Annotated in this window: 18 protein-coding genes; 9 read left to right on the top strand and 9 right to left on the bottom strand. The window is 75.0% G+C overall.

All coding sequences use genetic code 11. From position 1 onward, the window contains the following. Positions 1 to 247 precede the first annotated feature (247 nt). From nhaA to ACI79D_RS19235, 3 genes are all read right to left on the bottom strand, one after another. Positions 248 to 2,878 (bottom strand): Na+/H+ antiporter NhaA, encoded by a 2,631-nt coding sequence (nhaA, locus tag ACI79D_RS19245; RefSeq protein ID WP_456920082.1) that lies wholly within the window; start codon positions 2,876 to 2,878, stop codon positions 248 to 250. Then, a complete protein-coding gene (locus ACI79D_RS19240) occupies positions 2,875 to 4,380 on the bottom strand; it encodes an MFS transporter (RefSeq protein ID WP_456920081.1) in 1,506 nt (501 codons plus the stop codon). The genes nhaA and ACI79D_RS19240 overlap by 4 nt, the downstream gene beginning before the upstream one ends. A 112-nt stretch (positions 4,381 to 4,492) precedes the next feature. Continuing rightward, positions 4,493 to 5,992, bottom strand: a complete 1,500-nt coding sequence (locus ACI79D_RS19235) for a sensor histidine kinase (RefSeq protein ID WP_456920080.1) — start codon at positions 5,990 to 5,992, stop codon at positions 4,493 to 4,495. 149 nt (positions 5,993 to 6,141) lie between these two features. Between ACI79D_RS19235 and ACI79D_RS19230 the strand changes: the two genes are divergently transcribed. Then, a complete protein-coding gene (locus ACI79D_RS19230) occupies positions 6,142 to 6,597 on the top strand; it encodes a DUF1707 SHOCT-like domain-containing protein (RefSeq protein ID WP_456920079.1) in 456 nt (151 codons plus the stop codon). 294 nt (positions 6,598 to 6,891) lie between these two features. Next, complete coding sequence (locus tag ACI79D_RS19225) at positions 6,892 to 8,124, top strand: DUF222 domain-containing protein (protein WP_456920078.1); 1,233 nt, start codon at positions 6,892 to 6,894, stop codon at positions 8,122 to 8,124. Positions 8,125 to 8,349: 225 nt separating this feature from the next. On the opposite strand, the gene ACI79D_RS19220 is transcribed toward ACI79D_RS19225, so the two are convergent. Continuing rightward, entirely contained in the window at positions 8,350 to 9,078 is a 729-nt protein-coding gene (locus ACI79D_RS19220) for a glutamine amidotransferase (protein ID WP_456920077.1), read from the bottom strand. A 138-nt stretch (positions 9,079 to 9,216) separates the two neighbouring features. Here ACI79D_RS19220 and zwf point away from each other — a divergent pair, with 138 nt between their 5' ends. From zwf to ACI79D_RS19200, 4 genes are all read left to right on the top strand, one after another. Then, positions 9,217 to 10,707, top strand: coding sequence for a glucose-6-phosphate dehydrogenase (gene zwf / locus ACI79D_RS19215; RefSeq protein ID WP_456920076.1), 1,491 nt, complete (start codon positions 9,217 to 9,219; stop codon positions 10,705 to 10,707). Between the two features lie 207 nt (positions 10,708 to 10,914). Then, positions 10,915 to 11,745: a hypothetical protein gene (locus tag ACI79D_RS19210; protein WP_456920075.1), complete on the top strand. Its 831-nt coding sequence runs from the start codon at positions 10,915 to 10,917 to the stop codon at positions 11,743 to 11,745. Beyond that, positions 11,745 to 13,541, top strand: coding sequence for a fumarate reductase/succinate dehydrogenase flavoprotein subunit (locus tag ACI79D_RS19205; RefSeq protein ID WP_456920074.1), 1,797 nt, complete (start codon positions 11,745 to 11,747; stop codon positions 13,539 to 13,541). Before ACI79D_RS19210 ends, ACI79D_RS19205 begins: the two co-directional genes overlap by 1 nt. Beyond that, positions 13,538 to 14,353 (top strand): succinate dehydrogenase/fumarate reductase iron-sulfur subunit, encoded by an 816-nt coding sequence (locus ACI79D_RS19200; protein WP_456920073.1) that lies wholly within the window; start codon positions 13,538 to 13,540, stop codon positions 14,351 to 14,353. The genes ACI79D_RS19205 and ACI79D_RS19200 overlap by 4 nt, the downstream gene beginning before the upstream one ends. Positions 14,354 to 14,370: 17 nt before the next feature. Here ACI79D_RS19200 and ACI79D_RS19195 read toward each other — a convergent pair whose 3' ends face one another. Beyond that, positions 14,371 to 14,592 (bottom strand): hypothetical protein, encoded by a 222-nt coding sequence (locus tag ACI79D_RS19195; protein WP_456920072.1) that lies wholly within the window; start codon positions 14,590 to 14,592, stop codon positions 14,371 to 14,373. Positions 14,593 to 14,779: 187 nt separating this feature from the next. On the opposite strand from ACI79D_RS19195, the gene ACI79D_RS19190 reads away from it, so the two are divergent. From ACI79D_RS19190 to ACI79D_RS19180, 3 genes are all read left to right on the top strand, one after another. Then, positions 14,780 to 16,411, top strand: coding sequence for a glycoside hydrolase family 13 protein (locus ACI79D_RS19190; protein ID WP_456920071.1), 1,632 nt, complete (start codon positions 14,780 to 14,782; stop codon positions 16,409 to 16,411). Between the two features lie 66 nt (positions 16,412 to 16,477). Next, on the top strand, positions 16,478 to 17,116 hold the full coding sequence (locus ACI79D_RS19185; RefSeq protein WP_456920070.1) for a TetR/AcrR family transcriptional regulator: 639 nt from the start codon (positions 16,478 to 16,480) through the stop codon (positions 17,114 to 17,116). After that, on the top strand, positions 17,113 to 18,777 hold the full coding sequence (locus ACI79D_RS19180; protein WP_456920069.1) for an MDR family MFS transporter: 1,665 nt from the start codon (positions 17,113 to 17,115) through the stop codon (positions 18,775 to 18,777). The genes ACI79D_RS19185 and ACI79D_RS19180 overlap by 4 nt, the downstream gene beginning before the upstream one ends. 67 nt (positions 18,778 to 18,844) lie before the next feature. Here ACI79D_RS19180 and ACI79D_RS19175 read toward each other — a convergent pair whose 3' ends face one another. The 4 genes from ACI79D_RS19175 to ACI79D_RS19160 all read right to left on the bottom strand — a co-directional run bounded on the left by ACI79D_RS19175 (position 18,845) and on the right by ACI79D_RS19160 (position 21,859). Continuing rightward, a complete protein-coding gene (locus ACI79D_RS19175; protein WP_456920068.1) occupies positions 18,845 to 19,267 on the bottom strand; it encodes an ester cyclase in 423 nt (140 codons plus the stop codon). Positions 19,268 to 19,312: 45 nt separating this feature from the next. Then, positions 19,313 to 20,539 carry an MFS transporter gene (locus ACI79D_RS19170; RefSeq protein WP_456920067.1) on the bottom strand — a complete coding sequence of 409 codons (1,227 nt, stop codon included), beginning with the start codon at positions 20,537 to 20,539 and terminating at the stop codon, positions 19,313 to 19,315. An 82-nt stretch (positions 20,540 to 20,621) separates the two neighbouring features. Further along, positions 20,622 to 21,056 (bottom strand): STAS domain-containing protein, encoded by a 435-nt coding sequence (locus ACI79D_RS19165; RefSeq protein WP_456920066.1) that lies wholly within the window; start codon positions 21,054 to 21,056, stop codon positions 20,622 to 20,624. A 104-nt stretch (positions 21,057 to 21,160) separates the two neighbouring features. Further along, on the bottom strand, positions 21,161 to 21,859 hold the full coding sequence (locus ACI79D_RS19160) for an HdeD family acid-resistance protein (protein ID WP_456920065.1): 699 nt from the start codon (positions 21,857 to 21,859) through the stop codon (positions 21,161 to 21,163). Positions 21,860 to 21,890: the final 31 nt, after the last annotated feature.

Raw genomic sequence — 21,890 nt, 5'->3', positions numbered from 1 at the left:
CGGCGGATGGGCCGGGGTGGCGCGGGGGGGCCCCCCCCCCCCCCGGCCGGCGCGGGGGGGGGGGGGGGGGCGGGGGGCGGGCCCCCCCCCCCCCCCCCCCCCGGTGCGCGGCCCGGTGGGCCCGGCCACGCTGGGACGTGTCCCCCGACCTGGCCGCGCCGGCCGGCCGTACTCGGCACCATCCCCGCGGACCTGCAGGCGGCGATCGAGGCCGCCGCCGGCCTGGTCGCCGGCGTGACCGCCGCCGTCAGCCCCCCGCCTCCACCGCCGCGGTGACCTCGGCGTCGGACGGGTTGCGCAGCACCCGACCTCCCCGCCACACCACGACCGGCAGGTCCTCCTCGGAGACCCCGAGCTCGGTCAGCAGCGCCGCGCCGTCCCCGGAGCTGTCCAGGTCGACGAAGGTCGCCGACAGCCGCCGGTCGCGGGCGTAGTCCTGGAGCCGGCGGCTGTCGGGGGACCCGGACCGCCCGACGATGCGCAGGTCCGCGGCCAGCTCGAGCAGCATGGACCGGCGGAGCAGGAACGCGCGCAGCACCATCTCCTTGAGTGCGGGGTCGGCGCTGAACGCCGCCTTCAGCCCGTCGTGGTCCAGCCGGACGGTCTCGGCGGGGCGGATCACGAGCGCGGTGAGCGACACCGGCTGGCCGCTGAACAGGTCCAGCTCGCCGAGGAAGCGCCGCGCCCCGTGCACCGAGAGCACCCGCTGGTCGGCCCGGCCGGCGTCCTCCACGATCGCGATCGCGCCGGACACGACGACGTGGAAGTCGTAGCCGGGGTCCCCCTCGCGGAACAGCGTGTCGCCCGCCGGGCACCAGCGCCGGGTGCCGTGGCGTTCCAGCAACGCCAGCTGGGCATCGGTGAGCTCGGGGTAGGCGCCGCCGCGGTCGGGGCTCACGGGCAGGTCGGCCGGGACGGGTTGCACGGCGTCCGGCGACGGGTCCGGCCGGTCGCTGCCCCGACGGGGCCCCAGCACCGGCAGCGCCAGCCCGGCGACACCGTCGTCCACCGGGGGCGAGCCGTCCTCCCCCGCCGCGGCGAGCAGCTCGGCGGCGAGGGTGTCGGCGTCGTACGGGCCGGTGTGCCGCCGTCCGCCGACGAAGAAGGTGGGCGTGCCCCCGACGCCGCTGGCCTCGGCGGACTCGACGTCCTCCTCGACCCGGCGGGCGAACCGGCTGGCCCCCAGGTCGCGGGCGAAGCGCTGCACGTCCAGCCCCACGGCGGCGGCGTGCTCGAGCAGGTCGGGGGCGGTGAGCCGGTCCTGGGCGGCGAAGAGCCGGTCGTGGAACTCCCAGAACCGGCCCTGCGCCGCGGCGGCCTCGGCGGCCTCGGCGGCCAGCTCCGCGTGCGGGTGGACGTCGACCAGCGGGACGTGCCGGAAGACGTAGCGCAGCCGGTCGCCGAACCGCGCGCGCAGCTCCTCGACGGTGCCGGTGGCCCGGCCGCAGAACGGGCACTCGAAGTCGCCGTACTCGACCAGGGTCAGCGGCGCGTCGACCGGCCCGCGCACGTGGTCGCGCTCGGGGTCGACCGGGGGGTCCAGCAGCACCGGGCGGCCGGTGGCCCCGGGGGGACGGCGCCGGTCGGCGAGCCGGAACAGCGCCCACCCGAGCAGCGCCGCCAGCACCGACGCGGCCAGGACGCCGACCCGCGCCTCGTCGGCGAGCAGCTCGTCGTCGAAGGCGAGGTCGACGATGAACAGGGAGATGGTGAACCCGATGCCCGACAGCGCCGCGCCACCGGCCAGCTGCAGGCCGGTCAGCCCCGGCGCGAGCTCGCCCAGCCGGAAGCGGACCGCCAGGCCGGTGCCCAGCAGGATGCCGGCGAGCTTGCCGAGGACCAGGCCGGCGACGACGCCGAGGGTCACCGGCGAGGTCGCGGCCGCGCGCAGGGTCTCGCCGTTCAGCGGGACGCCGGCGTTGGCGAGGGCGAACACCGGGACGATGACGAAGCTGGTCCACGGCTGCCACAGCTGCTCCAGTCGTTCACTGGCCGACACCGACCGGTCGATGGACAGCCGGGCCAGCCGGGCGAACTCGGGGTTGGGCGACTGCTGGTAGGCGCGGGTGCGGCGGGCGGCGTCCTCCACCTCCGCCCGCCGGGCCGGGTAGGCAGGTGTGGCCAGCGCGATGACGACGCCGGCCAGGGTCGGGTGCACGCCGGAGGCGTACATCGCCACCCAGACCGCGACGCCGAGCACCAGGTAGGCCGGTCCGCGCCACACCCGCAGGTAGCGCAGCCCCGCCATCAGCGCCAGGCCGAGCACGGCCAGGAGCAGCGGGCCGACGGCGAGCTCCTCGGTGTAGAACAGCGCGATCACGCTGAGCGCGCCGACGTCGTCGGCGATGGCCAGGGTCAGCAGGAACAGCCGCAGCTGGGCGGGGCAGGCGGGGCCGACCAGCGCCAGCACGCCGAGCAGGAAGGCGGTGTCGGTGGAGATGACCACGCCCCAGGCCGACGCCGCCGGGCTGCCGAGGTTGAACGCGGCGTAGACCACCGCGGGGACGGCCAGCCCGGTGACCGCGGCCAGCGCCGGCACCGCCGCCCGCCGCCGGTCGGTGAGCTCCCCCATCACCAGCTCGCGCTTGATCTCCAGCCCGACGACGAAGAAGAAGAACACCATCAGGCCGTCGTTGACCCAGTGCTGCAGGTCCAGCGCGAGCTCGGCGCCGCCCACCGAGATGGCGAGCTCGGTGTGCCAGAAGGCGTCGTAGCTGTCCCCCACCGGGGAGTTGGCCCACAGCAGCGCGACCACGGTGGCGAGCAGCAGCAGCCCGGCGCTGCCGGCCTCGGTGCGCAGCCGCCGGCGCAGCGGGGCCACGCGGGCGAGCAGGCCGCTCCCGCCGGGGCTGGTCTGGCGTTCGGCGGTAGCGGTCACCGGGTTCCCTCCTCGGTGGCCGGGCACAGCTGCGGCCCGGTCACGCCACAGTGCGGACACTCCGCCAACCGCAGGTCGTCGTGTCGTTCTTCCGCACCGAGCGGACGGCGGATCCCCGCGGCCGACAGCACCGCACCGGCGACGAGCAGCCCGGCGCAGACCAGCGCCGCCGTCCGGAAGCCGGTCGTGAACGCGACCGGGTCGGCGTAGTCCTCGCCGCTGATCCCGGCCACCACCGGGACGACCGCGACCGCCAGCAGGCCGGCGGCCCGGGCGACGGCGTTGTTCACCCCCGAGGCGACGCCGGCGTACCGGTCGGCGGCCGAGTCCAGCACCGTGGCCGTCAGCGGCGCCACCAGGAGGGTGAGCCCGGCGCCGAACACCACGGTGGAGGGCAGCACGTCGGTGAGGTACGAGGCGTCGGGCCCGATGCGCAGCATCAGCAGCACGCCGACGGCGGAGACCAGCGGGCCGGCCGTCATGAGCGCCCGCGGTCCGATCCGCTGGGCCAGCGCCCCGGCGCGCGCGGAGAACAGCAGCATCAGCACGGTCACCGGCAGCAGCGCGGTGCCGGCCAGCAGCGGCGAGAACCCCGCGACCACCTGCAGTTGGAGCACGAGCAGCACCCACAGCGCGCCCAGCGCGGCGTAGACCACCAGGGTGACCCCGTTGGCCGCGGTGAACTGCGCGTTGCGGAAGAGGACCGGCGGCACCAGCGGGTCCGGGGTGCGCGTCTGGACGACGGCGAAGGCGGCGAGGGCCAGGGCCCCGGCGACGCACCAGGCCACCGCCGTCGCCCCGTTGCCCGGCTCCCCCGCCGCGGTCAGCCCGTAGGTGAGGCAGCCCAGGCCGAGGGCGACCAGCGCCGTCCCGGTCCAGTCCAGCCGCGGCGAGGCCTCGGGGTCGCGGGTCTCGGGCACGTGCCGGAGGGCCACGACGACGATCCCCACGGCCAGCGGGAGGTTGACGAGGAAGACCGCGCGCCAGCTCCACTCGACCAGCCAGCCGCCGACGAACGGTCCGACCGCCCCGGCGACCCCGCCCAGCCCGGACCACGCGCCGACCGCCGCGGCCCGGTCGGTCCCGTGGAAGGACGCCGAGATGATCGCCAGGCTGCCCGGGGTGAGCAGCGCGCCGCCGACCCCCTGCAGGGCGCGGGCCGCGATCAGCGTCGCCACGTTCGGCGCCAGCCCGCACAACAGCGAGGCCGCGGCGAACCAGACGACGCCGACCAGGAACACCCGCCGCCGGCCGAACCGGTCCCCGAGGGAGCCGCCCAGCAGGATGAGCGAGGCCAGGGTCAGGGTGTAGGCGTTGACCGTCCACTGCAGGCCCGAGAAGCCTGCGCCGAGGTCGGCGCCGATCCGCTCCAGGGCGACGTTGACGACGGTCGCGTCGAGCAGCGCCAGGCCCGAGCCGAGCACCGTCGCGAGCAGGACCCACCGGCCGCGCGCGGTGCCCATGCGCAGGCCGCCCTCGGGAGCGAGCGGCGCTCGGGCCATCGTGCTGCCTCCCACCGTCGCGTGCGCCGGGCTCCCGGGAGGCCGGCCGGTGCGTGTCCCCGCAGTCTGCCCCGGCTCGCGGCCAGGGTCGATGGTCGGGCGGGGGCGGCGGTCACCCGACGGCGGCGGTGTCGAGGTCGGGGTCGAGGTCGGGCTGGGCGACGGTGGCGTGCGGCAGCCGGACGGTGAACGCCGTCCGGCCCGGCACGCTGTCGACGATGACCGTTCCGCCGTGCCCGGTGACGACGGCGCGGACGATGGCCAGGCCGAGGCCGGTGCTGCCCGCGATCCGCGACCGTGAGGAGTCCCCGCGGGCGAACCGCTCGAAGACCGAGCCGAGCAGGTCCGGCGGGATCCCCGGGCCGTCGTCGACGACCTGCAGCACCGCGGTCCCGCCCTCGGCCCGCAGCCGGGCGACGGCGGTGGTGCCCGGCGGGGTGTGGGTGCGGACGTTGGCCAGCAGGTTGGCCAGCACCTGGTGCAGCCGGCTGTCGTCGCCGGGCACGAGGACGGCGGTGGCGGGCAGGTCGACGCGCCAGCGGTGTGCCGGACCCGCGGCGTGCGCGTCGCTGACGGTGTCCATGACCAGCGCGGTGAGGTCGACCGGCTCGCTGGCCAGTTCCCGGCCGGCGTCCAGCCGGGCCAGCAGGAGCAGGTCGTTGACCAGCCCCGACATCCGCACGGCCTCGGCCTCCACGCGGCGCAGCGCCTGGGCCACGTCGTCCGGCACCTCGCTGCTGCGGCGCACCAGCTCCGCGTAGCCCTGGATGGAGGTGACCGGCGTCCGCAGCTCGTGGCTGGCGTCGGCGACGAACTGCCGGACCTGGGTCTCGGAGGCCTGCCGGGCGGCCAGCGACTCCTCGACGTGGTCCAGCAGCCGGTTGAGGGCCGCACCCACCCGGCCGACCTCGGTGTGCGGGTCGGTGTCGGCGGCGGGCACGCGCTCGGCCAGGCGCACCTCGCCGCTCGAGAGGGGCAGCTCGGCGACCCGGCCGGCGGTGGCGGCGACGCGGTGCAGCGGTCGCAGCGTGCGGCCGATGACCACGAACCCCGCTCCCGCCGCGGCGAGCAGGCCGAGCAGCCCGACGCCGACCTCGACAGCGACCAGCCGGAGCAGCGCGCTGTGCGTCGGCCCGAGGGGCAGCCCGGTGACCAGCACGTCCCCGTCGGCGCCCGCGGTCGCGACCACGCGGTACTCCCCCAGGTCGGCGCCCAGGTCGACGGTGCGCGGCCCGCCGTCGGCGGGCACGTCGGCGAGAACCTCCTGCTGCGGTCCGGTGAGCAGCCGCGCCTCGCCGCTGGCGGTGATCACCGCGGCCTCGGTCACCGCGCCGTCCTCGACCCGGGCCCCCAGCGTGCCGTCGCCCTGCCCCGGCGTGGCCAGGAAGTCCGGTCCGACGTCGTCCCAGCCCCCGGGCGGCCCGCCCGCGTCGGCGTGCGCCGAGCGGTCGACGGCGGCGGCCAGCCGGGTGTCGACCTGGTCGAGCATCTGGTCGTGCAGCACGGTCGTGGCGACGGCGCCGACGACGGCCACCACCACCGCGAGGGGCACGAGGAACACCGCCAGCAGCCGGGCGCGCAGCGACAGCCGACGGGCGGTCGCGGTTGTCATGGGCCCACGGTGAGCTGCGGGTCTGGAGGTGGGCTGGACGCCGGGATGGAGATCGCTGGACCCCGGGACGACGGGGCTCACAGGCCCGTCACAGGTACCCGGGGCAGGCTGCCCGCCTCCTGTGTCGCAGCCCCGAGAGGAGCAGGCCCATGCCACCCCTGACCGGCACGGACGGCTCGGTCCCGCCCGCACCGCCGACGTCGCCCCCGCCCGGGACGCCGCCGGCGATGCGCGCCTCGGACGCCGACCGGTTCGCCACGGTCGGCGTCCTGCAGGACGCCGTCGCCCGCGGGCTGCTGCCCCCGGACGAGGGCAGTGAGCGGATGGCCGCCGCGTTCGGCGCCGTCCACCGGCGGGACCTCGAGCCGCTGACCGCCGACCTCGCGCCCGCGTCCTCCGCACCGGCCGCACCCGGGTGGCGCCCCCTGGCGACCATGGCCGTCGAGCAGCTACGGGCGTCCCTGAACGGCCCGGGCGCCCGGGTGTCCGCGGGGCGGGTGGTGGCGGCGGTTGCGGCCGCCGTCTGTCTGCTCTTCCTGTTCGGCTGGGTGCTGGGCGAGGTGCTGTTCGACGGCGGCGGGCGCGGCGGCTTCGGCCGTGGCTGAAGTCTCCGATCCGCGCTCCGGCAGACGAGGCGACCGCCGAGCGCGCTGCCGCGCAGCCCCCATCTGCGTGCGCAGGTTCGCCACGGTGGTCGCCGCCGTCCTCCGGGCCGGCCGCCGACGGCGGGTGGAGTGGGCTGCTGGTGGGGGCGTTCTGCTTCAGCAAGCGGCTCGACCCGCCGGTGTCAAGGCCTCACCGGCATCTGTGGACGGCGCCCTGACCTGGGGATTCGACCTGCGGCGGGGTGCTCGCGGCGGTAGACTTCGAACGCTTGATCGAACCGTTGGGGAGGTGTCGTGGACGAGCTGCCGGAGGTGCTGCGGGCGCTGGCCGACGACCTCGACGCCCTGGCCGCCGAGGAGCTGGCGCCGCTGTTCGGGCCGGCGCTGCTGGGGCGGCTGCGCGGACTGCTGGCCGCGCAGAACCGGCTGGCCGCCGAGGTGGCGCGCACGGTGGCCGAGTGTGAGGGCACCGGCGCGGCGGAGTTCGACGGGCTCAAGAGCATGGCGTCGTGGCTGCGCGGGCACGGGCACCTGTCGGCGGCCGAGGCGGGCCGGGTGGTGCGCGCCGGGCGGGCGCTGGAACACCTGCCCGCCGTCGGGGCGGCGTTCGCCGCCGGCGCGGTGACCGAGGGCCAGGTCGCGCTCATCGAGCCGGTCACCCGCCCGGAGGCACAGGCCGCCGCGGCCGCCGCCGGAGTCGATGTGGCCGACGTCGACGAGCTGCTGGCCCAGGTCGCGGCGCAGCGGCCGCACGACGAGCTGCGGCAGGTGGTGCACCACTACCTGGCCCGCCTCGATCCCGACGGGCCCGAGCCGGATCCGACCGCGGGGCGGCGGCTGGCCATCGCCAAACATGCGGACGGGTCGCTCACCGGCCGGGTCGACCTCGACGCGGTCGGCGGGGAGAAGCTGGCCGCCGCGCTGGAAGCGATCGTGCAGGCCGGCCGCTGCGCCGCCGACGACCGCTCCCGCGGCCAGCAGTTGGCCGACGCGCTGGTGCAGCTGTGCGACAACCAGTTGGCCGCCGGCGGCCTGCCGCAGCTGCGCGGGCACAAGCCACAGGTGCTGGTGCAGATCGGCATCGAGGACCTGGTGGACCCGGCCACCGCCCCCGGTGCCGGCACGCTCGCGTCCGGGGCGGTGATCTCCGCGGCGCGCGCCCGGTGGCTGGCCTGCGACGGACAGCTCACCCGGATCGTGCTCGGCCCCGACGGGGTCCCGCTGGGCTACGGCCGCACCCTCCGCCTCGTCCCGCCCCACCTGCGGCGGGCGGTGGAGGTGCGCGACGGCGGCTGCGTGTTCGCCGGCTGCGGCGCCCCCACCTGGTGGTGCGACGTGCACCACGTGCTGGAGTGGATCAACGGCGGCCACACCAGCCTGGACAACTCCGCGCTGCTGTGCGAGCGGCACCACACCAAGGTCCACCACGGCTTCCGCGTCGAACGACAACCCGACGGCCGATGGCACACCTGGCGCCCCGACGGCACCCCGATCCACACCGGCCCGCTGCTCCCCGCCGCCGCCTGACCCGCCCACGGGCCCGCCGCGGCCTGACTGCAGCACACCCCTGGTCGATCCACGGGGCCCACACGCGACCGGCGCCGCCTCCGCAGGGAGGCGGCGCCGGTCGGCGTGCGGCCGGTGGGTCAGGTGCCCGTCGCGTTGCTGCTGTCGGTCGTGGGCACGCGGTGCTGACTCCGCGCCGCGGTCGGCTCCTCCCTGGTTCCTCGCGCTGCGATGCCTCGGCTGTCGTCAGGCGTACCGCGCGACGAAGTTGGCCAGGATCCGGCCCGGCTCGTTCACCACCGCCAGCGAGAGGCGGGCGATGAGCTCGTCCATCTCCGACGGCGGGAAGTAGCCCGCGTGCTGGTAGACCCGCACCCGGGTGACGATGCCGGCGACGTCGAGCTCGGGGTGGAACTGGGTCGCGTAGACGTTGTTCTTCACCCGGAACATCTGCACCGGGCACGTCGCCGAGGTGGCCAGCAGCACCGCGGACGGCGGCAGCACACGGCAGGCCTCCTTGTGCCCGACCAGCGCGTCGAAGACGTCCGGCACCCCGGCCAGGAGCGGGTCGGCGCGCCCGGCGGGGGTCAGCTCGATTGGCACGCAGGAGATCGGCTCGCCGTAGGTCCGGTCGACCACGCCGCCCTGGTGCACGCCGAGCGTCCCGACGCCGTAGCAGGCGCCGAGGAAGGGCAGGTCCCGGGCGACGACCTGGTCGAGCAGCGCGGCGAGCTCGGCCTCGACCCGGCGCTGGACGTCGGACTTTCCCTCGGCCGGGTCGCTGGAGTTGAACGGCCCGCCGCCGAGGACGATCCCGGCGTAGTCGTCGAGGTCGAGCTCCGGCAGCGGACCGGCCTCCACGCGGATGCGCCGCAGCTGCCCCTCGGAGAGCCCCGTCAGGCGCAGCACCGCCGCGTACTCCTCGTCCGCGGCGACGTCCTCGGCCCGTGAGGCCAGCAGCAGGAAGGGCCTCACGGGCAGGGATGCTATGCCGAACACCCCGCCCCAGCAGCCCGCCGTCCTTCCGCACCCCCTGCGCCGGGAGTAGAAACGGCCCCATCCCGGCGCGACGGGCACCGTCCCCGCCGGCCCCGCGGAGGGGGTGCCCCACCCATGACGACCGACTCCGACCGGCGGTCACCGCCCTGTGCACTGGTCATCTTCGGCGCCTCGGGCGACCTGACCGCGCGCAAGCTCCTGCCGGCGGTCGAACAGCTCGCCCGGTACGGCGCCCTCCCGGCGGAGGTGTCCCTGGTCGGCGTCGCCCGGACGCCGATGGACGACGAGCAGTTCCGGGCGTACTGCCGTGAGCGGGCCCCCGGGGAGGGCAACGCCCGCTGGGCCGCGCTTACGGCCGGCGCCCGGTACGTCGCCGGCGACTACGACGACCCCGCGACCCACGCCCGGCTGGCGGAGGTGCTCGGCTCGTGCGACCGCGACAGCGGCACCGCGGGCAACCGGGTGTACTACTTCGCCACTCCCCCGCGGCTGTTCGGCCCGATCGCGACCAGCCTCGGCAAGGCGGGGCTGAGCCGGCCCGCGGACGGCGACTTCGTCCGCGCGGTGATCGAGAAGCCGTTCGGCTGGGACGAGGACAGCGCCCGGGCGCTGTACGCGGACCTGACGTCGGCGTTCGACGAGGAGCAGATCTTCCGCATCGACCACTACCTGGCCAAGGAGACGGTGCAGAACCTGCTCGCGCTGCGGTTCGCCAACTCCGTGTTCGAGCCGATCTGGAACCGGACCTGGGTGGACGACGTGCAGATCACCGTCGCCGAGACGATCGGCGTCGGCAGCCGCGGCGGCTTCTACGAGACGGCCGGGGCGATGCGCGACATCGTCCAGAACCACGTCCTGCAGGTCCTCTCCCTGTTCCTCATGGAGCCCCCGACCTCCTTCCGCGCGGAGGCGATCCGGGACGAGAAGGTGAAACTGCTGCGCGCCATCCGGCCGCTGGAGGACCCGGCCGACATCGCCGCCAACGCGGTGCGCGGCCAGTACACCCGCGGGGGCACCCGCGAGGACCTGATGCCCGGGTACCGGGACGAGCCGGGCGTGGACCCGCTGAGCTCGACGGAGACCTTCGTCGCGCTGCGGCTGGACATCGACAACTGGCGGTGGACGGGCGTGCCGGTCTTCGTGCGGACCGGCAAGCGGCTGCCCGCACGGGTCACCGAGGTCGCCATCGAGTTCCGCCGGCCCCCGCAGCTGCCGCTGTTCCCGGGGACCGCCGCGCATCTGGAGCCCGACGCGCTCGTCGTCCGCGTGCAGCCCGACGAGGGGCTCAGCCTCCGGTTCGGGGCGAAGGTGCCCGGGCACGCGTTCCGGGTGCAGAAGGCGTCCATGGACTTCTCCTACGAGAGCTTCGAGGAGCAGTCCCCGGACGCCTACGAGCGGGTCATCCTCGATGCCCTGATCGGCGACCCGACCCTGTTCACCCGCGCCGACGAGGTGGGCCGGTCGTGGCGGATCGTCGACCCGGTGCTGCGGTACTGGGAGGCCGACCCGCAACCCATCCCGCTCTACCAGGCGGCCACGTGGGGCCCGCCCGAGGCGGCCGCGCTCATCGCCCGGCACGGCCGCACCTGGCGGCGGCTGGGCTGAGCACCAGCACCGACGACGGACGCCGACAAAGCCCTTCCCCCGGCAGCGCGTCCGTGGTCGACTGCGCTCCACCGCCGCGCCGGCGGGCCACCAGCACCTGGAGGCAGCGATGTCCCTGGAGCAGCTCGAGGTCGGGGAGCCGATCGAGGTCGGGGAGCGCAGGCGCACCGCCGCGCGGGCGGGCGCCGGGTCGGACCACACGGCGCCGTGACCGCCACCGCGCCCCGCGGCACCGGGTCGGTGAGCCCGGGGAACGGCAACGGCGGACCGGCTCCGCGCCGCGCGTCGATCGCGGCCCGGACGCTGCGCACCGACCGCTGGTGGGTGCAACCGGCGATCACCGTCGTCGCGCTGCTGCTGTTCTTCGTCTACTCGACCTTCCGCGCCTTCCAGAACGCGTACTACTTCAGCGAGCCCTACATCTCGCCCTTCTACTCGCCGTGCATCACCACCGGCTGCGAGGGCGACACGTTCCCCGAGCTGTTCACCGGGCCGTCGTGGATCTCGCCGGCGATCTACATCCTCGTCGTCCCGCTGGGCTTCCGGCTGACCTGCTACTACTACCGGAAGGCCTACTACCGCTCGTTCTGGCTCTCCCCGCCGGCCTGCGCGGTCGCCGAGCCGCACCGGCGCTACACCGGCGAGACCCGCTTCCCGCTGGTCGCGCAGAACGTGCACCGGTACTTCTTCTACCTGGGCCTGCTGTTCAACGTCGTCCTCACCTACGACGCCGTCCTGGCCTTCCGGGACGAGACCGGCGCCTGGGGGCACATGGGCCTGGGCACGCTGGTGCTGCTGGCCAACGCCGCCCTGCTGTGGCTGTACTCGCTGTCCTGCCACTCCTGCCGGCACGTCGTGGGCGGCCGGCTCAACTCCTTCTCCCGGCACCCGCTGCGGTACCGCGCCTGGACGCTCGTCTCGCGGCTCAACGGCAACCACATGAAGTACGCGTGGATCTCGCTGTTCGGCGTCGCCTTCGCCGACTTCTACGTCTTCCTCCTCGCCACCGGCACGATCTCGGATCTGAGGTTCTTCTGATGGAGCTCGAGAGGCACGACTACGACGTCGTCGTCGTGGGCGCCGGCGGGGCCGGGCTGCGGGCCGCCATCGCCGCCCACGAGGAGGGCGCGCGGACCGCCGTGGTCTGCAAGTCCCTGCTGGGCAAGGCGCACACGGTGATGGCCGAGGGCGGGATCGCTGCGGCCATGGGCAATGCCTGGCCCGACGACAACTGGCGGGTGCACTTCCGGGACACCATGCGCGGCGGGAAGATGCTCAACCACTGGCGCATGGCCCAGTTGCACGCGCAGGAGGCGCCCGACCGGGTGCACGAGCTCGAGGACTGGGGCGCGCTGTTCGACCGCACCCCCGACGGACTGATCAGCCAGCGCGACTTCGGCGGTCACCGGTACGCCCGCCTGGCCCACGTCGGCGACCGCACGGGGCTCGAGTTGATCCGCACGCTGCAGCAGCGCACCGTCGCGCTCGGCATCGACGTCTACATGGAGTGCACGGTCACCCGGCTGCTCACCGACCCCGACGGCGTCACCGGCGCGTTCGGCTACTGGCGGGAGTCCGGCCGCTTCGTCGCCTGGCAGGCGCCCTCGGTGGTGCTGGCCACCGGCGGGATCGGCAAGGCGTACAAGGTCACCTCGAACTCCTGGGAGTACACCGGCGACGGCCACTCCCTGGCACTGCAGGCCGGCGCCTCGCTGGTCAACATGGAGTTCGTCCAGTTCCACCCGACCGGCATGGTCTGGCCGCCGTCGGTGCGCGGGATCCTGGTGACCGAGAGCGTCCGCGGCGACGGCGGCGTGCTGAAGAACAGCTCGGGCAACCGCTTCATGTTCGACTACATCCCCGACTTCTTCCGCAAGGAGACCGCCGAGACCGAGGACGAGGCGGACCGCTGGTACGAGGACAAGAAGAACAACCGCCGACCGCCGGAGCTGCTGCCCCGCGACGAGGTGGCCCGCGCGATCAACAGCGAGGTCAAGGCCGGCCGCGGGTCCCCGCACGGCGGCGTCTTCCTCGACATCGCCTCGCGCCGCTCGGCCGACTACATCCGCCGGCGGCTGCCGTCGATGTACCACCAGTTCAAGGAGCTGGCCGACGTCGACATCACCGCCGAGGCGATGGAGGTCGGACCCACCTGCCACTACGTGATGGGCGGGGTGGAGGTCGACCCCGACACCGCGGCCGCCCGGGTCCCGGGCCTGTTCGCGGCCGGCGAGGTCGCCGGCGGCATGCACGGCTCGAACCGGCTGGGCGGGAACTCGCTGTCGGACCTGCTGGTGTTCGGCCGGCGCGCCGGGGTGGCCGCCGCCGAGCACGCGCACAAGCGGGCCGGCCTGGTGCAACTGGCCGACGCGGCGCTGGCCGACGCGGCCACCGCGGCGCTCGCGCCCTTCGAGCGGGAGGGCGGGGAGAACGCCTACACGGTGCAGCAGGAGCTGCAGCAGACGATGCACGACCTGGTCGGGATCATCCGCACCGCGCCGGAGATGGAGCAGGCGCTGGAGCGGATCGCGGCGCTGAAACAGCGGGTCGCCGCGCTCTCCGTGGAGGGCCACCGCCAGTACAACCCGGGCTGGCACATCGCCCTGGACCTGCCGCACATGCTGGTGGTCAGCGAGTGCATCGCGCGGGCGGCGCTGGCGCGCGAGGAGAGCCGCGGCGGGCACACCCGCGACGACTTCCCCGCCGCCGACGCCGAGTGGGCGCGGACCAACCTCGTGTGCACCCGGACGCCGGACGGCGGGGTGACCGTGACCCGGCAGGCGCTGCCGGAGATGCCGCCCGAGCTCGCCGAGATCTTCGAGGAGCAGCCGTGACGGAGACGGCCGAGCCCAGCGTCCGCGCGATCGACGAGGGCGGGCAGCAGAGCAGCGGCGGCTACGACGCCACCTTCCGGGTCTGGCGCGGCGACGCCTCCGGCGGGGAGCTGCAGACCTTCACCGTGCCGGTCAACGAGGGCGAGGTGGTCCTCGACGTCATCCACCGGCTGCAGGCGACCCAGGCCGGGGACCTCGCCGTCCGGTGGAACTGCAAGGCCGGCAAGTGCGGGTCGTGCAGCGCCGAGGTCAACGGCCGCCCGCGGCTGATGTGCCTGACCCGGATGAGCACCTTCGCCGAGGACGAGACGGTCACCGTCACCCCGCTGCGGACCTTCCCGGTGATCCGCGACCTGGTCACCGACGTGTCCTACAACTACGAGAAGGCCGCGCAGATCCCGGCGTTCACCCCTCGGCCCCGCGACCCCGACGGCAACCACCGCATGCAGCAGGTGGACGTCGAGCGCCCGCAGGAGTTCCGCAAGTGCATCGAGTGCTGGCTGTGCCAGGACACCTGCCACGTCATCCGCGACCACGAGGAGAACAAGCGCGCCTTCGCCGGGCCGCGGTTCCTCATCCGGCTGGCCGAGCTGGACATGCACCCGCTGGACGTGCGCGACCGCCGCAACGCCGCGCAGGAGGAGTTCGGCCTGGGCTACTGCAACATCACCAAGTGCTGCAGCGAGGTCTGCCCCGAGGGCATCCACCTCACCGACAACGGGATCATCCCGCTCAAGGAGCGCGTGGTGGACCGCAAGTACGACCCGCTGACCTGGCTCGGATCGAGGATCCGGCGGCGCCCCCGCGACTAGGCGGCGCCCGCGAGTAGTCAGTCCTGCCCCGCGGCCGCCCGCCGCTCGGCGCCGCTCTCACCGGCGTCCCCGGGGTCGTCGCCGCCCGCGACGCGGCCGACGAAGCCGCCGGCCGCACCCGTGCCCGTCGTGCTGCCGGCGTCCGGGGCGTCGCTGTCCCCACCGCCCTGCGCCCTCGTCAGCGCCTCGGCGTCGTCGCGGTCGACGTCCTCTTCACCGGGTCGGGGATCGGGTTCCATCGCGCGTCCTCCGTCGGGTGCGTGCCTCGCGGGCCGCCCGGTGTTTACCCCGCTCCGAACCGGATGATCCCCCTGGTCACAGCCGTCACAGCCGACCTGGGCGGTTGGCGACACCTGCCAGCGGAGCCTCACCACTTCGTGGGACCTGACGCACAGTTCCCGGGGGGCGGAAGCCGATAGTGCGGTCATGGCACGCCGCCTCTCCCTCGCGCGGACCGCACCCCAGCCCCGGGTCGCCCCCGCATCGGCCCCCGCCCCGTGGTGGCGGGACGCGGTCGTCTACCAGGTGTACCTGCGCTCCTTCGCCGACAGCGACGGCGACGGGATCGGCGACCTGCGGGGCCTGCGCCAGCGACTGCCCTACCTGGCCTGGCTCGGCGTGGACGCGGTCTGGATCAACCCGCACTACCCCTCCGGGGGTGCCGACGGCGGCTACGACGTCGTCGACTACCGGGCGGTGGACCCCGACTACGGCGACGTGTCCGACCTCGAGGCCGTGGTGGCCGACGCCCGCCGGCTGGGCCTGCGGGTCGTGCTCGACGTCGTCCCCAACCACACCTCCGACCGGCACCGGTGGTTCCAGGCGGCGCTCGCCGACCCGGACTGCCCCGAGGCCGGCCGCTACCACTTCGCGCCGCCGTCGGAGGAGCCGCCGAACAACTGGCAGTCGCTCTTCGGCGGGCCGGCCTGGTCGCGCACCCCGGACGGGCGCTGGTACCTGCACCTGTTCGCCCCCGAGCAGCCCGACCTCAACTGGCGCGACCCGGCCGTCGCCGCCGACTTCGAGGAGACGCTGCGGTTCTGGCTGGACCGCGGGGTCAGCGGCTTCCGGGTGGACGTGGCCTACGGGCTGTTCAAGGACGCGCAGCTGCGGGACAACCCCGGGGCCTACTCCCCCACGCTGTTCGGCCACGGCCCCGAGCAGGCCATGACCTGGAACCAGCCCGAGGTGCACGACGTGTGGCGGCGCTGGCGGGCCATCTGCGACGAGTACCCGGAGACCATGCTGGTCGGCGAGGTCTGCCTGGCCGACCTCGAGCAGGTCGCGCTGTACTCGCGGCCCGACGAGATGCACCAGTCGCTGTCCTTCCGGCTGCTCAAGTCGCCGTGGGACACCGGGTCGTTCGCCGAGGCGATCACCTCCGCGCTCGACGCGTTCGGCGGGGTCGGCGCGCCGGTCTCCTGGGTCCTGGGCAACCACGACAAGGACCGCCAGGTCACCCGTTTCGGCGGCGGGACGATCGGCCGCACCCGCGCCCGCGCCGCGGCCCTGCTGCTGCTGGCCCTGCCCGGGTCGGCCTACCTCTACGCCGGGGACGAGCTGGGCCTGCCGCAGGCGGTCGTCCCGGACGAGGCCAAGCGCGACCCGATCTTCTTCCGCAGCGGCGGCGCCCGGGCCGGGCGGGACGGCTGCCGCGTCCCGATGCCGTGGAACACCACCCCCGGGGTCGGGTTCTCCGCCGGGGGCGCCGCCGAGCCGTGGCTGCCCATCCCCCGGGACTGGCGCCGGCACGCGGTGTCACTGCAGGCCGGCCAGGGCGGATCGGCGCTCACACTGCACCGGCGGGCGCTGGCCCTGCGCAAGGCCCACCCCGCGTTCGGCTCCGGCGAGGCGACGGTCACCACGCAGGGCGACGTCCTGACCGTGCGCAGCACCGGGTCCGGCGAGACCGTGCGGTGCGTGGTCAACATGGGTGCCGAGTCGGCGCTCACGGCCTGCCCGGGCAGCGTGCTGCTGGCCTCGACGACCGGCGTCCGGCAGTCGGGCGACAGCGTCGTGCTGCCGCCGAACAGCGCCGTCTGGGTCCTGGAGGACTGATCCGGCGCCTGTGGACTCGCCCACAGGCGCCGGCGTTTTCGTGCACGGTGTGCAAAGCTGCACGGCGTGCAGGATGAGGGCGGGCTGCGGGAGCGCAAGAAGGCCGACACCCGGCGCCGGCTGACCGAGGCGGCCCGGGAGCTGGTGCTCACCCACGGCCTGGACGGCGTGACGGTCGAGCAGGTCTGCGGCCGCGCCGGCGTCTCCCTGCGGACCTTCTTCAACTACTTCGAGTCGAAGGAGCAGGCGGTCCTCGGCCCCCAGCCGCAGGTCGGGACGCCGGAGGGCCGGGCCGCCTTCGTCGCCGGCGGCCCCACCGGGGACCTGCTGGCCGACCTCCTGGACCTGCTCGACCCGACGCCGCAGTTCGACGAGGTGGGCCGCGCCGGCCTGCAGACCGTCATCGCCCTCGCCGAGCGGGAGCCGCGGCTGCTGGCCGCCCACATCGCGCGGGAGGTCTCCTCCGAGCGGGAGATCGCCGGCCTGCTGGCCCGCCGGCGCGGGCTGGCCGCGCCCGACACCGGCTGCACGGCGACGGCGGCGGCCGCGCAGGCCCTCGTGCGGACGGCGGCCCGCGCCTGGTTCGACGCCGACGACGGCACCCCGCTGCACGACGCACTCCAGGCGACGAGGACCGCCTTCCTCGCCGCCCTGCACACCGCGCCGACGGACTCGGCACCAGCACCGGAGCAGGGAGCACGTTGACCACCCCGACCACCGACTCGGCGCCGATCGTCCTGACCCGGCGCCGGATCAACCTCATCTTCTCGGCCCTCGTCGCCGGCATGCTCGTCTCGAGCCTCGACCAGACGATCGTCTCCACGGCGATGCCCACGATCGTCGGCGACCTCGGCGGCGTCTCGCACATGGCCTGGGTGACCACCGCCTACCTGCTGGCCAGCACGCTGGTCATGCCGATCTACGGCAAGTTCGGCGACCTGTGGGGCCGCCGGACCCTCTTCCTGCTCGCCATCGGCCTGTTCACCGTGGCCAGCGCGGGGGCGGCGCTGTCGCCGGACTTCACCTGGTTCGTGATCTGGCGCGGGGTCCAGGGCCTCGGCGGCGGCGGGATGATGATCCTGTCGCAGGCGATCATTGCCGACGTCGTCCCCGCCCGGGAGCGCGGCAAGTACATGGGCCCGCTGGGCGCCGTCTTCGGCCTCTCCGCCGTCGCCGGGCCTCTGGTCGGCGGCTGGCTGACCGACTCGCCGAGCCTGGGCTGGCAGTGGTGCTTCTGGATCAACGTGCCGGTCGGCGTCGCCGCGCTGCTCATCGGCTGGTTCGCGCTGAGCCTGCCGCGGAAGCGGAACACCGAGCCGGTCGACTACGCCGGCATCGTCACCCTGTCGGCCGCGACGACCTCGCTGATCTTCTTCACCGACTTCGGCGGCGACTGGGGCTGGACCGACCCGTGGACGCTGGCGCTCATGGCGGCGTTCGTCGTCTCGGCGTTCCTCTTCGTGCTGGTCGAGCACCGGGCGGTGCAGCCGATCATCCCGATGTCGCTGTTCCGCAACGGCACCTTCGTCGTCACCACGGCCCTCGGCGCCGCCGTCGGCCTGGGCATGTTCTCTGCGATCGCCTTCATGCCGACGTTCCTGCAGATGGCCTCGGGCACCTCGGCGGCCAACTCCGGCCTGCTGATGCTGCCGATGATGGGCGGTCTGTTCATCACGGTGATCGGCTCGGGCATCGCGACGACGAAGACCGGCCGGTACAAGGCCTTCCCGATCGCCGGCGTGCTCATCGTGGCCGCCGCGATGGTGTGGATGACCAGCCTCTCCGGGCAGACCTCGCTGTTCACCATCTGCGCGATGCTGTTCGTCATCGGCCTGGGGCTCGGCCTGATCATGCAGATCGTGGTGCTGGTGGCGCAGAACGCCGTCCCGCCGTCGGACCTCGGCTCGGCCACCGCCACCAACAACTACTTCCGCGAGGTCGGCGCGACCCTCGGCGTGGCGATCTTCGGGACGATCTTCACCAGCCGCCTCGCCGAGAACCTCGGCGGCGCGCTGCAGGCCAACGCCGAGCAGGCGGTGGCGGCGGGGATCACCTCGCCCGACAGCCTGGTGCCGCAGGCGGTGAAGGCTGCCGGCGAGCCGCTGCGCACCGCGATCGTCGACTCCTACGCCGACGCGCTCGCGCCGGTGTTCGCCTACCTGCTGCCGGCCTTCGCGATCGCGCTGGTGCTGGCGTTCCTGCTCAAGGAGATCCCGTTGTCCGACGTCGCCGGGATGGTGGCCCGCGGGGAGGCCGTCGAGGACCCGTCGCTGCGCGGGTCCGCCCGTGCCGACGACGAGCCGGTGGCCGGCGTTCCCGCCCGGCGCGCGGCCGACGAGGAGGAGTCCTCCGCGGTCCCGAGCTGACCGCCGGCTCCGGCGCCGGGGGGGTCCCCGGCGCCGGAGCCGTCCCCGGTGCCGGAGCCGTCCCCGGTCAGGACGGCGGCACCAGCGCGACGGCGTCCAGGGCGGTCAGCGCCCCCAGCTCGTCGGCGACCATGACGACCTCGGTGATCCGCCCGCCGTCCACGGTGAGGACGTCGACCACCCGCAGCACGAGCTCGCGGCCGGTCGGCTCGAGCACCCCCGCGGTCGTCGTCCACGGCCCGACCTGCCGGCCGGACATCCGGAAGGCGACGGCGACCTGCGCCCCGCCGTCCACCACCGCCAGCACGTCGGCGTGCAGCCGGTCGAAGGTGCCCTGCACGGCGCGGGCCCGGGTCACCAGGTCCTCGACGGCCACCGGCACTCCGTTGACCCGCACCGGGTCGGCGTAGAGCTCCCGGAACGCGGCCGCGGGGTCGTCCGGCAGCGGGTCGCTCCACAGCCGCAGCAGCCGCTGCACGTCGAAGGCCACGGGGTCAGGGTGGGCGCCCACCCGGCCGGTCACCAGGGTCCTGCGTCAGCCGGGATCGGGCTGCAGCGTCGCGGTGCGACCGAGGACGACGGAGAGGACCAGCGCGGCCACGGTCAGCCCGCCGGCGAGCAGCACCACCGCCGGCCAGCGGCCGCCGTCCCAGGCCAGGCCGGCCAGCGTGCCGCCCAGCGACGAGCCGACGTAGTACCAGAACGAGTACAGCGAGGCGGCCTGACCGACCGCCCGGCCGCCCGACGCCGCCCGCAGCGCCACCCAGCCGCTGGCCACGCCGTGAGCGGCGAAGAAGCCGACGGTGAGCACACACAGGCCCACGACGAACCACGCCAGCGGCGCGGCCAGGGTCAGTGCCACCCCGCCGGCCATCACGGCCACCGCCACCGGGACCACCGGCCGGCGCCCGAACCGCCCGGCGAGCTCGCCGCCGACCGCGGAGCTGGCCGACCCGAGCAGGTAGGCGAGGAAGACCAGGCCGGCGAGGGCGGGGGCCAGCCCGTACGGCGGGGACTCCAGCCGGAACGTGGCGGCGTTGTAGACGGCCACGAACGAGCCCATGAGCAGCGCGGCGAGGCCGTAGAGGCCCAGCAGCACCGGGTCGGTGAAGCCGGCGAGCAGCTGGCGCACCACCGGGACCGAGCGCGGCACCCGCACGAACCGGCGGGACGGCGGCAGCAGCAGCCGGACGGCCACCGCGCAGCCCACCCCGAGCGCCGCGATGCCGCCGGCCGCCGTCCGCCAGCCGCCGAGGTCGACCAGCAGCCCGCCGAGCAGCCGGCCGGTCAGCCCGCCGATCGCGTTGCCGCTGACGAACAGGCCGATCGCCCGCGCGCTGACCGAGGCGTGCAGCTCCTCCCGCAGGTAGGCCGCCGCGACCGCGGGCAGCCCGGCCAGCGCGAAGCCCTGCAGTGCGCGCAGCGCCAGCAGCACCGGCCAGGACGGCGCGAGTGCGACCAGCGCCGCCAGGAGCGCCGAGGCCGCCAGGCTGCCCTGCAGCAGCGTCGTCCGCCCGCGCCGGTCCGACAGCGGACCGAGCACCAGCAGCCCGGCGGCGAGGCCGGCGGTGGCGACCGAGACGGCGAGGGTCGAGGCCGCCGGCGAGATGCCGAAGGACCGCGTGAGCTCGGGCAGCAGGACCTGCGGCAGGTAGAGCATCGCGAAGACCGCGATCCCCGCCAGGAAGATCGCCAGGGAGGCGCGGCGGAACCCCCGCTCGCCGGCCCGGTGCCCCTGCTGGTCAGGCGGTCGCGGGTCCACGGCCCGACTGTGCGCCTGTGACGGGGCCCACCGCGCGGCGGCCCCGGGGCGGGCTCGGCGCCCCGGACCGGGACGTGGCCCCTCAGGCCGGTATCGGCACCGGCGACCGGTCGCGGGCGCCCAGCACGTGGTGGTCCAGCCGGAGCCGCGTCAGCGCCGCGTGCAACGCCGGGGACGTCCCGAGGATCGTCAGCCGGCGGCCGTGCCGGATCGCCCGGCGGTAGGCGGCGCCGATCGCCCGCAGGGCCGCGTGGTCGGCCGCGGTCAGCCCGGAGGCGTCCACGACCCACTCGGGGCAGCCGCCGGCGAGCAGTGCCGACACGGCGTCGCCGAGCAGGGAGGCGGTCCGGCGGTCGAGCCGGCCGGACAGCACGGCCCGGCCGGCCGCGGGGTCCACCTCGATGCGGAACGGCGCCCCGGGGCCGGCCGGGGAAGGAGGCTCGCTGGACATCATCACCTCGACGGCGAGGGAGGCCAGCCGTCGACCGGGCCGGCGCGTCCGCTCGCGAGGAGCCACGGGCCGCCGTCTCGACCCGATGGGAACTGTATCGGAACGGCTTCGTCTCGGCCAGGGACGTAGGGCTCTGCCCCTGGTGAGAGCGGCGTAACCGGCCGCCCGGGTCAGGTCCGCGGCACCTCCGGCGAGGGCGCAGGGGCGCGGCGCTCCTGGGGCGGGACGACGTCGGTCACGTCGATCCTGCCGGTGCCGCCGGGGACCTCGTCGGCCGCGGTCCGCCCGACGTGCCGCAGCGTGAAGGCCAGCATGATCGACGAGATGCCGCGGAACAGCGCCATGACGCCGACCCAGAACAGGATGAGGAAGGTGCGGCGCGCGAGGGTGTCCGACGGGTCGTCGGTGGACACCCACAGCGCGAGCAGCAGCAGCGCCACCCCGCTGACCAGGCCGGTCCACCAGTACGGGGTCTCCCCCCGGGAGGCGACGCCGCGGACGATGTCGAACGTCCCGGCGAACAGCAGCACCAGGCCGAGCACCGAGGCCAGCGCGAAGAACGTGTTGACCGGGCGGATGAACGCCCACAGCCCGGCCAGGACGAAGAGGAACCCCAGCACGTAGTGCAGGACCTTCCAGCCGCCGGTCACCAGGCTCGCCAGCGCGGCCTCGTTCACCCCGGCCGCCACGAAGACGATGCCCAGCAGCACCCCGACCGCCGCCAGGGACCCGACGTCGGCCCGGAGCACGACCCACGCGACGAGCAGCCAGCCCACCCCGACGACCAGCATCACCCACCAGTAGCGGGCCGTGCCCCGCAGCAGCATCCGGGCCGGCTCGTCCAGGCCCGTGCGTCCTCCGGCGTCCATGGCTCCTCCCACTCCTCGCCCGGCGCACCGG

The sequence above is a fragment of the Geodermatophilus sp. SYSU D00708 genome (assembly GCF_054050115.1).
Note: the sequence above shows the minus strand (reverse complement) of the source record. Positions and strands in the feature narration are given on the sequence as shown.

What these genes read in the sequence shown, in the direction of transcription:
- ACI79D_RS19240 (WP_456920081.1), bottom strand. Translation starts at nt 4,380, where the DNA reads ATGGCCCGAGCGCCGCTCGCTCCCGAGGGCGGCCTGCGCATGGGCACC.
- ACI79D_RS19235 (WP_456920080.1), bottom strand. Translation starts at nt 5,992, where the DNA reads ATGACAACCGCGACCGCCCGTCGGCTGTCGCTGCGCGCCCGGCTGCTG.
- ACI79D_RS19230 (WP_456920079.1), top strand. Translation starts at nt 6,142, where the DNA reads ATGCCACCCCTGACCGGCACGGACGGCTCGGTCCCGCCCGCACCGCCG.
- zwf (WP_456920076.1), top strand. Translation starts at nt 9,217, where the DNA reads ATGACGACCGACTCCGACCGGCGGTCACCGCCCTGTGCACTGGTCATC.
- ACI79D_RS19205 (WP_456920074.1), top strand. Translation starts at nt 11,745, where the DNA reads ATGGAGCTCGAGAGGCACGACTACGACGTCGTCGTCGTGGGCGCCGGC.
- ACI79D_RS19195 (WP_456920072.1), bottom strand. Translation starts at nt 14,592, where the DNA reads ATGGAACCCGATCCCCGACCCGGTGAAGAGGACGTCGACCGCGACGAC.
- ACI79D_RS19190 (WP_456920071.1), top strand. Translation starts at nt 14,780, where the DNA reads ATGGCACGCCGCCTCTCCCTCGCGCGGACCGCACCCCAGCCCCGGGTC.
- ACI79D_RS19160 (WP_456920065.1), bottom strand. Translation starts at nt 21,859, where the DNA reads ATGGACGCCGGAGGACGCACGGGCCTGGACGAGCCGGCCCGGATGCTG.